Here is a 12890-nt window from a genome sequence, read left to right on the forward strand (position 1 = left end):
GGGGGGGGCCCCCCGCGCCGCGGTGCACCCGCGGGGGTTCTTGTCAGCCCCCCCCCCCCCCCGCCCCGGCGGCGCCGAGGCCCTGGGGGGGGGGGCCGCGGGCGCGGGGGCCGGGGGGGCCGCGGGGCCAGCGGCGGTTGACGGCGTAGGCCCCGCCCGCGATCACGGCCAGCGCACCGCCCGCGACGCCGAGCGCGGTGCCGATGCCGCCGCCCGGCTCCTCCCCGGCCGCCGAGGGCTTGTGCTCGTGGGTCTGGGCGGGGGAGCCGTAGGGGGAGGTGTCCGCGCTCTTCGGCGGGACGAGCTCGCCCACCGCCTTGACCTTGCCGATCGCCGCGAAGCCCCAGTCGAAGAGGTTGGCGGTCTCCTCGTAGACGGAGTTCAGCCCGCCCGCACTCGGGTTCATCACCGTGACCAGCAGCTTCTTGTCGCCCTGCTGGGCCACGCCGGTGAAGGTGGAGCCCGCCATGGTGGTGTTGCCGTTCTTCACCCCGGCGATGCCCTTGTACGGGGACAGGCCGGACGCGCCCGTCATCAGCCGGTTGGTGTTCTGGATCTCGAAGTACTCGCGCGGCTTCCCGGGCTCCTGCTTCCCGGGGAACTTCGCGCTCGCCGTGCCGCAGTACTCCCGGAAGTCCTGCTTCTGCAGGCCGGAGCGGGCGATGAGGGTGAGGTCGTACGCGCTCGACACCTGCTCCGGGGCGTCGTACCCGTCCGGGGAGACGACGTGGGTGTCGAGGGCCTGGAGTTCCTCGGCGTGCGCCTGCATGTCCTTGACGGTCTTGTCGATGCCGCCGTTCATGGCGGCGAGCACGTGCACGGCGTCGTTCCCGGACCGCAGGAACACCCCGAGCCACAGGTCGTGGACGGAGTACTCGTGGTCCTCCTTGACCCCGACCAGGCTGGAACCCGGGCCGACGCCCTCCATGTCCTGGTCGGTGACCTTGTGCACCTGGTCCTTCGGGAGGGTGGGCAGCACCGTGTCGGCGAACAGCATCTTCATGGTGGACGCCGGCGGCAGCCGCCAGTGCGCGTTGTTCGCGGCGAGGACCTCGCCGGTCCCGGCGTCGGCGACGATCCACGAACGGCCCGTCAGCGTCGTCGGCAGGGCGGGGGCGCCGGCCAGCGGACTGACCTGCACCCCCGGCTTGCCGAGCAGGGCACCGCCCACGGTGGACATCGAGGCCGGCGGCGCGGCCGCGTTGGCGGGCTGCCCCTTCCCGTCCGGCAGCGGAGTGGGCGCGGCATGTGCGGGAACCACGAGCATCGCGGGAACCAGCAGCCCGGCGGAAAGGACCGTCAGCGCGGTCTTCTTGGCAGACACGCAGGTGAAAGTACATCCCGATCGGCTGTCTGCCGTCCGGGACCGGCCAACGTGGCCGAACCACCCCCGGTACAGCCCACCCCGACGCGTCCGTCCTGGGGACCGAACCGATACTGGGGGCATGAAACTCAGCCGTTCCGTCTCCTGGTTCCTGCTCGCCTTCGGAGTGTGGAGCTGGTTCATCTGGGTAACTTTCGTCCGGAACCTGTGGAAGGACGCCAGCGGTCTGGCGTTCGACGCGGCGGGCGAGCCGACGGCCTACTTCTGGGTCCACCTTCTCCTGGCGATCGCGTCCTTTCTCCTGGGGACGGCCGTTGGTGTGATCGGGTTGCGCGGCGTTCTCGCACTGCGGCGTGAATCACGGCGCGGTCCGGATTCGTCCGCATGAAGGTCGCGCTCTTCGCGGTGATCGCGCTGCTGGTCCTGGCGCTGCTCGTCCTGGTCCACCGCTGGCTGTGGATCCGGCTGGTCCGCGATACGACGCGCCCGCGCGGCACCGCCCGCCGGACCGGCACCGCCCTCGCCTTCGCACTGCCGCTCCTCTCGCTGGCCGCCCTCACCACGGGCCGCGCCGGGGCCCCCTTCCTGCTTCAACAGGCCGTGGCCTGGCCGGGTTACATGTGGCTCGCGGTGCTCCTGTACCTGTCGCTGGCCATGCTGGTCGCCGAACCGGTGCGCGCCCTGCTGCTGCGCGGGACGGCCCCGGCGGAGCGGGCCCCGGCGGAGCCGGCCCCGGTCCTCGTGGAGGCGGCACCGACGGCGGCCGCACCGATACCGACGCCGGCCCCCGCCGCGCCGGCGGGCGGCCCCGCCCCCGCCCCCGAACCCGCCCCCGACGGTGTCAGCCGGCGGCGGTTCGTGGCGCGGGCCGTCGGCGGCGCGGCCGCCGCGGCCGCGGTCGGGACCGTCGGGTACGGGACGTACGGGGTCCTGCGCGGCCCGCGCGTCAAGCGGGTCCAGGTGCCCCTGGCCAAACTGCCCCGCGCCGCCCACGGTTTCCGGATCGCCGTCGTCAGCGACATCCACCTCGGCCCGATCCTGGGCCGCGCCCACACCACCCGCATCGTCGAGACGGTCAACCGCACCCAGCCCGACCTCATCGCGATCGTCGGCGACCTCGTCGACGGCAGCGTGCACGACCTGGGCAGCGCCGCCGAGCCCCTGCGGCTGCTCCGCGCGCGGCACGGCTCGTACTTCGTCACCGGCAACCACGAGTACTTCTCGGGGGCCCGGCAGTGGATCGACCACGTCCGCGAACTCGGCCTCACCCCGCTGGAGAACGCGCGCCGGGCCCTCCCGCACTTCGACCTCGCCGGGGTCAACGACGTCCAGGGCGAGTCGGAGGGCCACGGTCCGGACTTCGCGGCGGCGCTCGGCGACCGGGACCGGGCGCGCGCCGCCGTACTCATGGCCCACCAGCCGGTCGTCATCCACGAGGCCGTCCGCAACGGCGTCGACCTCCAGCTCTCCGGCCACACCCACGGCGGTCAGCTCTGGCCGGGAAACCTCCTCGCCGAGCTCGCCAACCCCACGGTCGCCGGCCTCGAACGCTACGGCGACACCCAGCTGTACGTCTCGCGCGGCGCGGGCGCCTGGGGACCGCCGGTCCGGGTCGGCGCACCGTCCGACATCACGGTCGTGGAACTCGCCTCATACCAGTCCTGACCGGGCGCAACCGGTAACGACCCGCCGTGATTCGGCCTTCCCGGGGCCGAATTTCCATGATGGGATGTCCGTTAATCGGATATGGGGATCCGGTTGACGGTATGTCCATGGCATGGGTGGGGTGGGGTCAAGGATGAAGTCTGTCCGCTCGAAGGTCATCGCGGCGGGGCTGGTGATCGGCGTGGCCGGTGTCGGGGCCTGGCAGCTGCTGCCCGATGAGGGCCGCGGCAGCGGGACCGCGCTGCGGGTCGGGACGAGCGACGTCGTCTCCTCCCTCGACCCCGCCGGGGCGTACGACGCAGGCTCCTGGGCCCTGTTCAGCAACATCTACCAGTCGCTGCTGACCATCAAGCCCGGATCCGACACCCCCGTCCCGGACGCGGCCTCCGCCTGCAAGTTCGTGGGCCAGAAGCTCACCACGTACCAGTGCGACCTGCGCCCCGACCTGAAGTTCGCGAACGGGCGCGCCGTGACGGCCGAGGACGTCAAGCACTCCTTCGACCGGATCAAGGCGATCAACTCCGACCAGGGCCCGGCACCCCTGTTCAACACCCTCCAGTCGGTCAAGGCCGAGGGCCGCAGCGTCACCTTCGAACTCTCCGCGCCCGACGCCACCTTCCCCTTCAAGATCGCGACGGGCGCCGCCTCGATCGTCGACAAGGAGAAGTACCCGGCGAAGGCGCTGCGCCAGGACGGCAAGGCCGACGGCTGCGGCCCCTTCACCCTCGGCGCGTACCAGGCCGGCGCGAGCGCCGAGCTCAAGCCCAACGCGGCCTACCTGGGCCAGTCCAAGCCCGCCAAGACGGCCGTCACCGTCCGGTACTACAAGGACTCCGCCGAGCTCAACCAGGCCTGGCAGGACCACCAGGTCGAGGTCGCCCACCGCGACATGCCGCCGGAGGTGCTCGCGGGGCTCAACCCGGGCCTGAAGGACACCCGGTACCAGGCGTCGGGCGGCACCGAGACCCGCAGCATGGTCTTCAACGTCCGCCAGGGTTCCACCACGGCCCCGCTCGCCGTACGCCAGGCCATCGCCGCCGTCCTCGACCGCTCCAAGGTGGCCGGCGAGGTCCACAAGGGCACGGTGACCCCGCTCTACTCCCTCGTCCCGGCCGGTGTCGCCGCCCACGGCACGCCGTTCTTCGACGCGTACCCCTCGCCCAACGGCGCCACCGCCAAGAAGCTGCTCAAGGACGCCGGGATCACCGCCCCCGTCTCCCTGACCCTCGGCGTGAACACGCGCGGCCCCAACGTCGTCGAGGCCGACGAGATCGCCAAGCAGCTCCAGTCCACCGGGCTCTTCCAGGTCAAGGTCAAGGTCGTCGACCAGTGGGCCGACTTCCAGAAGGCCTACGCGGCGGGCGAGTTCGACGCCTACACCATCGGCTGGATCGCCGACTTCCCGGACGCGGACAACTTCCTCGCCCCGCTCGTCGGCGCCGACTCCAGCATGAACAACGGCTTCTCCGACAAGGCCGTCGACGGCCTCATCTCCCGCACCCAGTCCTTCTCGGACCGCTCCCAGGCCTCCGCCGACTTCCGGGAGCTCCAGAAGCTGGTGTCCCAGCAGATCCCGCTGCTGCCCATCTGGCAGAAGAAGGACTACGTGATGTACCGCGAGTCCGTCTCCGGAGCCCAGTACCTCTCCGACGGCACCGGGGTCTGGCGCCTCTGGGAGCTCGACTGGCTCTAGCCGGTCAGTCCGCCGCGCGCCGGATGCGGCGCTTGCGGGTACCGGTACCGGACGAGGACGAGGACGAGGACGCGGAGTCGGCGTCGGCCTCGGCGTCGGGGTCGAAGCCCGGGTCGAAGTCGGCGTCCGGATCGGAGGCCCGCTTCTTCTTCGACACCGCCGTCTGCGCCATCCCCGGCAGGAAGTCCGCGAACAGCTCGTGGACCTCGCGCACCAGCGGCCGCAGCACCCGGAACCGGGCCAGGACGATGCCCCGCGTCGTCAGCTGCGCGCCGCGCTCCGCGAGCCGCCGCGTCTTCTCGCTGTTCGGAGAGCGGTCGAAGACCCAGTACAGGACGAGCCCCATCTGCGAGAGCCACATCAGCTCCGGCAGTACGTCGGCCAGTTCGTCCGGGACCTTCGTCTTCGCGCCGGCCAGCACCTCGCGGTGCATGTCGATCGCCGACTTGCGGGCGGGTTCCGATTCGGGGGAGAAGGGGCTGAGCGGGCTCTCCGGGTCCGCCGCGTTCTTGAAGAACTGCGAGGCGAACTCGTGGTACGGAGCCGCGATGTCGAGCCAGCTCGTCAGCACGCCCGCGAGCCGCTTCTGCAGATCGGTCTCGCTGTCCAGGATGGGCCGGACCGCCGCCTGGTGCGCGGCGCCGATCCGGTCGTAGAACCCCTGAACGAGGTGTTCCTTCGACTCGAAGTAGTAGTAGGCGTTGCCGACCGAGACCCCTGCCTCCTTGGCGATGGCCCGCATGGTCGTCTTGTCGAAACCGCGCTCCTGGAAGAGACGGAGTGCGGTTTCGAGGATGAGCGTGCGGGTCTGCTCGCTCTTGGGAGCCTTCTGATCAGTCACGGTGTACGAGCCTAGCCGGGTACGGAGCAGTGGTCGTCACAGGCCGGTGCCTCCGGGTCCGCTTGACCCTCCGGCCCGCCCTCCGGCCCGCCCTCGGTCCGTACCGCCTGGCGCCATGCCGAGGCCGTGTACATGGCGGCCCGGGCGAAGGGCCGGCCCGCCGGGGTGGCGAGCCAGTTGGCCTTCGGCCGGTGCTCCTCCAGCGCCCACAGGCACACGATGAAGGCGTCGGTACCGCGCCACACCTGCCCCGTGTCCCCGATGACGGTGATCTCGCGGAGCGTCGCCGCGTGGTCGAGCCGCGGGTAGCGCTCCCGTGCCTGACGGGACCCGGCCGGCAGCAGCCGGAGCGGGACCAGCTGGCGCCGGCCGAGGAGCCAGTGCCGGATGTGGACGCAGAGCGGGCAGTCGGCGTCGTACAGGACGGTCAGGTACCGGGTGGCCGGGGTGTGCGCCGCCATCGGTCAGGCCCCGGCCGGGGCGGTCCAGGCGTTCGGGGCGACCGGCGGGGTCTGCTGGCGCTCCATGATCCCGCGGCGGCGCATCTTGTTCAGCACCCACACGTTCCCGAGGTGCATGACGCCGAGGACCAGCAGGACGACGCCGAGCTTGACCGACAGGGCCTCGAAGAGTTCGCGCGCCGAGCCGATCGCGTCGTCCGAGCGCAGGTACAGGGTCACGAACCCGATGTTGACGAGGTAGAAGCCGACCACCAGGAGGTGGTTCACCGCGTCCGCGAGCTTCTCGTTGCCGTGCAGGACGTCGGCGATGAAGACCCGGCCGTTGCGGCTGAGCGTACGGGCCACCCAGATGGTCAGGCCGATGCTGATGAACAGGTAGATGACGTATGCGACGACGGTGAGGTCCATGCCCTCGCCCCCCTTGAACGTGTTCAACTCGTTGGCAGGACTGACTGTAGACCCATTTTTGAACAGGTTCAAGCGTTTGTGCCGCCCGCGGTCAGCACGGCGGCCGGGTGCCCTCGCGGTCCGCCGAGACGATCGCCGACTCGGCACGCGGCACCGGGGTGCCGTCGGCCGCGAGGAGCGGGCTCGGCTCCAGGACGGCGCCGACGTCCGCGCCGTGGCGGGTCGTGTTCGCGGCGGTGACGCGGTTCAGCGGGGCCGGAGTCAGCGTCGCCCTCTCGCGGACGTACGCGACGAAGCTCTCGAAGTCGCGCTGGTGGCGGTACGGGGCCTCGAAGCCGCTCAGCGCCCCGTACCCGTCGTTCGCCAGGAAGGTGTACGAGGGGGACGCGAGGCGGTAGGTGCCGGTGAGGCTGAGCGGTGCGCCGTCGATGAACACGTCCGCCGGGTCCACCCGGTCGCCCACCCCGCCCAGGGTGTCGAAGGTGTAGCGGACGTTCGCGGAGACGGCGAGCGGCGCGAACAGCAGCTCGCCGCCGGCCGTGGTCGTCCACTGCTGCTCCAGGGCGTCGTGGACCTGCTGCCCGGTCACCGTCGCGCTCACGATCGGGTCGCCGAAGCCGACGGCCCTCCAGGCGTGGCCGAAAGTGATCGCGCCGCCCGACGCCGCGTCGCGCACGAGGTCGCCCGCGATGACGGCCTGGCCGACCCGCGGGGCCGCGGCCACCACGGCCAGCTGGGCGGGGACGTTGGGGTGGATGTTGGCGTCGTTCTCGGGATCGGTGGGGCGGCGGCCCGCCCACAGCGCCCAGTCGGCGACGAGGTCGCCCATGGTGCTCTCGCCCGCGGTGTTGCGCGTGCGCAGGAACGAGCCGGTCTGGGTGCCGATCCGGCTCGCATCGCGCGCCGCCGCCTGGCCCGCCCAGTGGTCGACGACCGCCTTGAGGTCCGGATCGGGGGAGACGTCACGGGTGTTGGGGTGGTTGGTGGAGACGGTCAGCTCGCGGATCACCTTCCCGGTGACGGGATCGAGGCGGAGGCTGATCTCGTTGACGAGCTGGCCGTGGCAGCCGGCCTCCACGAAGGGGCGGGGGACGCCGTCCGGGTCCGGGAGCATCATGTTGAACCGGGTGTGCCAGTGGCCGGTGACGATGGCGTCGATGTCGGGGGAGACCCGCAGCGCCAGGTCGAGGGCGGGGCCGGAGGGGTCGGTGCCGCTGTTGAAGTCGGCGCCCGCGACCGCCCCGTCGTGCATGCTGAGGACGATCGCGCCCACCCCTTGGGCCTTGAGCAGGGCCGCGTACCGGTCGGCGGTGGCGACCTCGTCCAGGGTGGCCAGGCCGGGCTGGTAGGAGCCGGGGAAGAGCTCGGTCCCGAGGGCCGTGAGGTGGATGAAGCCGATCTGGAGCTCCTGGCCGGCCGCGGTGCGGACCTTCTCGATGCTGTACGGGGGCAGGACGGTGCTCCGGTCGGCGGACCGGACGACGTTGGCGCTGTAGTAGCGGAAGTCGGAGCCGTGGAAGCGGGAGCCGGAGGAGTCGGTGAAGGTGGCGTCGCGGCCCTCGACGGGGAACGGGACGCCCTGCTCCATGTGCCGTTGCAGCCAGGCCGGAGACTTGTCGAACTCGTGGTTCCCGGCCGTCGCGAAGTCGAGGCCCATGCGGTTCAGGGCCTCGATGGTGGGCTCGTCGGCGAAGGCGGCGGCGTCGAACTCCCAGCCCGAGAAGGCGTCTCCGGAACTGAAGAACAGCGAGTTGGTGCGGCCGGCGCGGAGGGCGGCGAGGTGGGTGGCCATGTAGGCGACGCCGCCGACGGTGTAGGTCCGGCCGCCGTTGCCGGTGATGGTGGCGCTGCCGCCGGGGGCGGCCTGGAGGTAGCCGTGCAGATCGGTGATGCTGAGGAGTTGGACGTCCACGTACTCGACGGCCGAGGCGGCGTCCCGCGCGTGGTCGGTGGCGTGGGCGGGGACGCCGGTGGCGAAGGTGGCTGCGGCGGTTCCCATCGCGGTGAGGAACGCCCGCCGTCCGAGGTGAGGTGAACTCCGGTCCGGATCCGTGGTCGTGCAGAGCCTCGTCACGGGGGAATGGTCCCGTGGGCCGCGCCTGGTGTCGACGCGCCATGCCGCCCGCCGGTCCGCCCGCCCGCGCCTGGATGGCGGCCCGGCGGGCCGGGTGGCAGCCTGGAGGAGAAGAGGGGGAAGCCGTAGTGCCCGGGCCGGGCCACGTGCCGGTGCGCCCGCTGCCCGGCGCCGCCACCGCTGGAGGTGGACTCCTTGAACAGGCACGCCTCGCTCACCCGAACCGCACTGGGCCTCGCCGTGACCGCGGCCCTGTCGACCGCACTCGTACCGGTCACGGCGGCGCCGGCGGCAGCCGTCACCTGTGACGCCGCCGCCTCGGCCCGAGCCCCGACCAGCAGCAACGACACCGCCGCACGTACGGCGCTGATCTGCCTGATCAACGCCCAGCGCACGCAGCGGGGCCTGCCGGCCCTCACCGTCAACCAGGCCCTGACGACGGCGGCACAGCAGCACTCCGCCGCCGCCGTGCAGCTGAAGTGGTGGGGACCGGGCAAGGACTCGCACCGCAACCCGCAGACCGGCTCGACGCCGCAGAGCCGCATCAAGGCCGCCGGCTACTGCCCGAACCCCCGGTCATGGGCGGTCGCCGAGATCACGTACACGGGATGGGGAGGCTCGGGCACCCCGAAGGCGGCGGTCAACTGGTGGGTGAACGTCAGCACGTACGGCCACCGCCAGATCGTCCTCGACCCCACGCTGAAGGAGATCGGCGCCTGGGCCCAGCCGGGAGCGGCCGACCGCGCCGGAGCCGGCGCGAGCCAGGCCGGTACCTACGTGGTGACGTTCGGCCGCTGCCAGCAGTGACCGGCGCCCGGGCCACCGGTTCGGTGACGCCCCGTCAGATGCTCAGGGAGCGGGCGTAGTTGATCTGGTTCATCACCCAGGGGAAGGTGCTCGCGTCGACCGCCGGGATCATCGTGGAGTGGTGGCGGCCGCCGCTGGTGACCGTCACCTGGATGTAGCCGGTGGTGGTCTTCTCCTTCATGAGGAGGAAGAGCAGGCCGAGCAGGCAGAACAGGAAGAAGACGATCGCGAGCACGACCGCGTGCGCCGGGATCTTCGTCTCGGTGCGCGAGAAGTCCGTCGCGTTCCACATCGCGCCCTTGAGCGGCATCGGGCCCGCAGGGGTGATGATCTGGTCCCCGGCGATGGTGATGTCCCCGAGGGCCAGCCCGGACCCGCTGCCGCCCTGCGGGGCGAACCCGGGGGCCGGAATCCCGGCGCCGCCGACGGTCGGCTGGTACCCGGGGGCCGGCGGCGTGGCCGGATACCCGTACCCGGGCGCGGGCGGCGTGGCCGGATACCCGTACCCGGGCGCGGGCGGGGCGGCCGGATACCCGTACCCGGGCGCGGGCGGGGTGGCCGGGTACCCGTAGCCGGGGGTGCCCGGAGTCGCCGGATATCCCTGCGGGTACCCGTAACCCGGGCCCCCCGGGGCCCCGTTGTCACCTGAGTGCGGATTCGGCTGCTGCTCGCTCATACGCTCGATCTTTCCACAGCCGCACCCGCCCCGTACCCGGTCAGGAGAGGTCGCCCTCTTCGGGCTCGGGGTTGCGCCGCGCGGCGGTGAGGACCGCGGTCACGTCCAGGGTCACCTTGGCGCCGATCGACTCGGGGAGGGCGACCAGCTCACCGGGGCCCGGTAGCCGGGGAGCCGCTCCATGAGCACGTTGGCCTCTTCGAGGAGCGTGCGCTCGGGCTCCGGTTCGCCGTGGGGCTGCTCAGCGGGTGCTGCGGACATCACGTGCCTCCCGTGGGCCGCTGTCGAGAGCATCATCGTAGGACGGGACCGGGCCCCGCGGCCGGAGGGCGCGTGATCACCCGAACGGGCGAGGGCCCCGCCCCCCGGTGCTGAACCGGGGTGCGGGGCCCTCGTCCGAAAGCGGAACGCCAGGTCAGAAGCGGCGCGTGATCAGGGCGCGCTTGACTTCCTGGATCGCCTTCGTGACCTCGATGCCGCGGGGGCACGCGTCGGTGCAGTTGAAGGTCGTGCGGCAGCGCCACACGCCGTCCTTGTCGTTCAGGATCTCCAGCCGCTGCTCGCCGGCCTCGTCACGCGAGTCGAAGATGAAGCGGTGGGCGTTGACGATCGCCGCCGGGCCGAAGTACTGGCCGTCGTTCCAGAACACCGGGCACGAGGACGTGCACGCGGCGCACAGGATGCACTTGGTGGTGTCGTCGAAGCGCTCGCGGTCCTCGGCGGACTGCAGGCGCTCACGCGTCGGCTCGTTGCCCTTGGTGACCAGGAACGGCATGACGTCGCGGTACGCCTGGAAGAAGGGCTCCATGTCGACCACGAGGTCCTTCATCACGGTGAGGCCCTTGATGGCCTCGACGGTGATCGGCTTCTCCGGGTTGATGTCCTTGATCAGCGTCTTGCAGGCGAGCCTGTTCTTGCCGTTGATCCGCATCGCGTCGGAGCCGCAGATGCCGTGCGCGCACGACCGGCGGAAGGTCAGCGTGCCGTCGAGCTCCCACTTGATCTTGTGGAGACCGTCGAGCACGCGCTCCTTCGGGTCGATCTCGACCTGGAAGTCCTGCCACTGCGACTCGTCCGAGATCTCGGGGTTGTAGCGGCGGATCCGGAACGTGACCGTGATGTACGGGGAGGCCGCAGCCGCCTCTTCCATCTTTTCGAGGGTGGGGGTAGCCATCAGTACTTACGCTCCATCGGCTGGTAGCGGGTCGTCACGACCGGCTTGTAGTCGAGCCGGACCGAGTCCGAGCCATCGGCTCCGACCTCGCGGTACGCCATGGTGTGGCGCATGAAGTTGACGTCGTCGCGGTTCGGGTAGTCCTCGCGGTAGTGACCGCCGCGGGACTCCTTGCGCGCCAGCGCGGACACGGCCATGACCTCGGCCAGGTCGAGCAGGTTGCCCAGCTCGATGGCCTCCAGCAGGTCCGTGTTGAAGCGCTTGCCCTTGTCCTGGACGGACACGTTCTTGTAGCGCGCCCGCAGCTCCGCGATCTTCTCGACCGCGGTCTTGATGGTCTGCTCCGTACGGAACACCATCACGCAGGCGTCCATCGTCTCCTGGAGCTCCAGGCGCAGGTCGGCGACCCGCTCCTTGCCCGTGGAGTTGCGCAGGTGCTCGACGAGGTCGATGACCTGCTGCGCCGGGTTCTCGGGGAGCTCGACGTAGTCGTTCTCCTGCGAGTACTTGGCCGCGGCGATGCCGGAACGCTTGCCGAAGACGTTGATGTCCAGCAGCGAGTTCGTGCCGAGACGGTTGGCGCCGTGCACGGAGACGCAGGCGACCTCGCCGGCCGCGTACAGGCCCGGGACGACGGTGGTGTTGTCCGCCAGGACCTCACCCTCGACGTTCGTCGGGATGCCGCCCATGGCGTAGTGCGCGGTGGGCTGGATCGGGATCGGGTCCGTGTACGGCTCGATGCCCAGGTAGGTGCGCGCGAACTCGGTGATGTCCGGGAGCTTCGCGTCGAGCTGCTCCGGCGGCAGGTGCGTCAGGTCCAGGTACACGTGGTCACCGGCCGGACCGCAGCCGCGGCCCTCGCGGATCTCGGTGTAGATGGAGCGCGAGACGACGTCACGGGACGCGAGGTCCTTCATGACCGGCGCGTACTTCTCCATGAAGCGCTCGCCGTCCTTGTTGCGGAGGATGCCGCCCTCACCACGGGCGCCCTCCGTCAGCAGGATGCCCATGCGCCAGATGCCCGTCGGGTGGAACTGGAAGAACTCCATGTCCTCCAGCGGCAGGCCGCGGCGGTAGCAGGCCGCCTGGCCGTCACCCGTCAGGGTGTGCGCGTTGGAGGTCACCTTGAAGAACTTGCCGGTGCCGCCGGAGGCGTAGATGACGGCCTTGGCCTGGAACACGTGGATCTCGCCGGTGGCGAGCTCGTACGCGACCACACCGGCCGACTTCTTGACGCCGTCTTCCTCGACGATCAGCTGGTCCAGGACGTAGAACTCGTTGAAGAACTCCACGCCCTCCTTGACGCAGTTCTGGTACAGCGTCTGGAGGATCATGTGGCCCGTGCGGTCCGCGGCGTAGCAGGACCGGCGCACCGGGGCCTCGCCGTGGTTGCGCGAGTGACCGCCGAAGCGGCGCTGGTCGATCGTGCCGTCCGGGGTGCGGTTGAACGGCAGGCCCATCTTCTCCAGGTCGAGGACCGCGTCGATGGCCTCCTTCGCCAGGATCTCGGCGGCGTCCTGGTCGACCAGGTAGTCACCGCCCTTGACCGTGTCGAAGGTGTGCCACTCCCAGTTGTCCTCCTCCACGTTCGCCAGCGCGGCGGCCATGCCGCCCTGCGCGGCGCCCGTGTGGGAGCGGGTGGGGTAGAGCTTCGTCAGCACCGCGGTGCGGCTGCGCTTCGTCGACTCGATGGCGGCGCGCATGCCGGCGCCACCTGCGCCGACGATGACGGTGTCGTACTTGTGGATCTTCATTGTTTCGCCTCAG

At 71.1% G+C, this 12890-nt stretch carries 13 protein-coding genes; 4 read left to right on the top strand and 9 right to left on the bottom strand.

All coding sequences use genetic code 11. The features are described 5' to 3' along the window. Nucleotides 1–43: 43 nt before the first annotated feature. A complete protein-coding gene (locus ACFXA3_RS02220; protein ID WP_385180663.1) occupies nt 44–1324 on the bottom strand; it encodes a D-alanyl-D-alanine carboxypeptidase family protein in 1281 nt (426 codons plus the stop codon). 121 nt (nt 1325–1445) lie between these two features. On the opposite strand from ACFXA3_RS02220, the gene ACFXA3_RS02225 reads away from it, so the two are divergent. The 3 genes from ACFXA3_RS02225 (at nt 1446) to ACFXA3_RS02235 (ending at nt 4682) form a co-directional block, all read left to right on the top strand. Continuing rightward, on the top strand, nt 1446–1712 hold the full coding sequence (locus tag ACFXA3_RS02225) for an SCO4848 family membrane protein (protein ID WP_385180666.1): 267 nt from the start codon (nt 1446–1448) through the stop codon (nt 1710–1712). Then, nucleotides 1709–2989, top strand: coding sequence for a metallophosphoesterase (locus tag ACFXA3_RS02230; protein ID WP_385180669.1), 1281 nt, complete (start codon nt 1709–1711; stop codon nt 2987–2989). Before ACFXA3_RS02225 ends, ACFXA3_RS02230 begins: the two co-directional genes overlap by 4 nt. A 133-nt stretch (nt 2990–3122) precedes the next feature. Then, nucleotides 3123–4682 (top strand): ABC transporter substrate-binding protein, encoded by a 1560-nt coding sequence (locus tag ACFXA3_RS02235; protein ID WP_385180672.1) that lies wholly within the window; start codon nt 3123–3125, stop codon nt 4680–4682. Between the two features lie 4 nt (nt 4683–4686). On the opposite strand, the gene ACFXA3_RS02240 is transcribed toward ACFXA3_RS02235, so the two are convergent. The 4 genes from ACFXA3_RS02240 to ACFXA3_RS02255 all read right to left on the bottom strand — a co-directional run bounded on the left by ACFXA3_RS02240 (nt 4687) and on the right by ACFXA3_RS02255 (nt 8391). Next, entirely contained in the window at nt 4687–5523 is an 837-nt protein-coding gene (locus ACFXA3_RS02240) for a TetR family transcriptional regulator (protein WP_385180675.1), read from the bottom strand. An 11-nt stretch (nt 5524–5534) separates the two neighbouring features. Then, nucleotides 5535–5984 (bottom strand): thiol-disulfide oxidoreductase DCC family protein, encoded by a 450-nt coding sequence (locus tag ACFXA3_RS02245; RefSeq protein WP_385180677.1) that lies wholly within the window; start codon nt 5982–5984, stop codon nt 5535–5537. 3 nt (nt 5985–5987) lie between these two features. Beyond that, nucleotides 5988–6392, bottom strand: a complete 405-nt coding sequence (locus ACFXA3_RS02250; protein WP_385180732.1) for a hypothetical protein — start codon at nt 6390–6392, stop codon at nt 5988–5990. A 91-nt stretch (nt 6393–6483) separates the two neighbouring features. Next, nucleotides 6484–8391: a bifunctional metallophosphatase/5'-nucleotidase gene (locus ACFXA3_RS02255; protein WP_385180735.1), complete on the bottom strand. Its 1908-nt coding sequence runs from the start codon at nt 8389–8391 to the stop codon at nt 6484–6486. Nucleotides 8392–8661: 270 nt separating this feature from the next. On the opposite strand from ACFXA3_RS02255, the gene ACFXA3_RS02260 reads away from it, so the two are divergent. Then, nucleotides 8662–9273, top strand: coding sequence for a CAP domain-containing protein (locus ACFXA3_RS02260; protein WP_385180680.1), 612 nt, complete (start codon nt 8662–8664; stop codon nt 9271–9273). Nucleotides 9274–9307: 34 nt separating this feature from the next. Here ACFXA3_RS02260 and ACFXA3_RS02265 read toward each other — a convergent pair whose 3' ends face one another. The 4 genes from ACFXA3_RS02265 to sdhA form a co-directional block, all read right to left on the bottom strand. Beyond that, nucleotides 9308–9949 (bottom strand): hypothetical protein, encoded by a 642-nt coding sequence (locus ACFXA3_RS02265; protein ID WP_385180683.1) that lies wholly within the window; start codon nt 9947–9949, stop codon nt 9308–9310. Between the two features lie 111 nt (nt 9950–10060). Then, nucleotides 10061–10210: a hypothetical protein gene (locus tag ACFXA3_RS02270; RefSeq protein WP_385180685.1), complete on the bottom strand. Its 150-nt coding sequence runs from the start codon at nt 10208–10210 to the stop codon at nt 10061–10063. Nucleotides 10211–10364: 154 nt separating this feature from the next. Beyond that, nucleotides 10365–11123, bottom strand: a complete 759-nt coding sequence (locus tag ACFXA3_RS02275) for a succinate dehydrogenase iron-sulfur subunit (protein WP_385180687.1) — start codon at nt 11121–11123, stop codon at nt 10365–10367. Further along, nucleotides 11123–12877, bottom strand: a complete 1755-nt coding sequence (gene sdhA / locus ACFXA3_RS02280) for a succinate dehydrogenase flavoprotein subunit (protein ID WP_385180690.1) — start codon at nt 12875–12877, stop codon at nt 11123–11125. The genes ACFXA3_RS02275 and sdhA overlap by 1 nt, the downstream gene beginning before the upstream one ends. Nucleotides 12878–12890: the final 13 nt, after the last annotated feature.

Origin of the sequence: Streptomyces sp. NPDC059456, assembly GCF_042750055.1 — a bacterium.
Classification (GTDB): Bacteria; Actinomycetota; Actinomycetes; order Streptomycetales; family Streptomycetaceae; genus Streptomyces.

Excerpts from the sequence above, each read along its gene's own strand:
- ACFXA3_RS02225 (WP_385180666.1), top strand. The coding sequence starts at position 1,446 with ATGAAACTCAGCCGTTCCGTCTCCTGGTTCCTGCTCGCCTTCGGAGTG.
- ACFXA3_RS02230 (WP_385180669.1), top strand. The coding sequence starts at position 1,709 with ATGAAGGTCGCGCTCTTCGCGGTGATCGCGCTGCTGGTCCTGGCGCTG.
- ACFXA3_RS02235 (WP_385180672.1), top strand. The coding sequence starts at position 3,123 with ATGAAGTCTGTCCGCTCGAAGGTCATCGCGGCGGGGCTGGTGATCGGC.
- ACFXA3_RS02245 (WP_385180677.1), bottom strand. The coding sequence starts at position 5,984 with ATGGCGGCGCACACCCCGGCCACCCGGTACCTGACCGTCCTGTACGAC.
- ACFXA3_RS02250 (WP_385180732.1), bottom strand. The coding sequence starts at position 6,392 with ATGGACCTCACCGTCGTCGCATACGTCATCTACCTGTTCATCAGCATC.
- ACFXA3_RS02255 (WP_385180735.1), bottom strand. The coding sequence starts at position 8,391 with ATGGGAACCGCCGCAGCCACCTTCGCCACCGGCGTCCCCGCCCACGCC.
- ACFXA3_RS02265 (WP_385180683.1), bottom strand. The coding sequence starts at position 9,949 with ATGAGCGAGCAGCAGCCGAATCCGCACTCAGGTGACAACGGGGCCCCG.
- ACFXA3_RS02270 (WP_385180685.1), bottom strand. The coding sequence starts at position 10,210 with ATGTCCGCAGCACCCGCTGAGCAGCCCCACGGCGAACCGGAGCCCGAG.
- ACFXA3_RS02275 (WP_385180687.1), bottom strand. The coding sequence starts at position 11,123 with ATGGCTACCCCCACCCTCGAAAAGATGGAAGAGGCGGCTGCGGCCTCC.
- sdhA (WP_385180690.1), bottom strand. The coding sequence starts at position 12,877 with ATGAAGATCCACAAGTACGACACCGTCATCGTCGGCGCAGGTGGCGCC.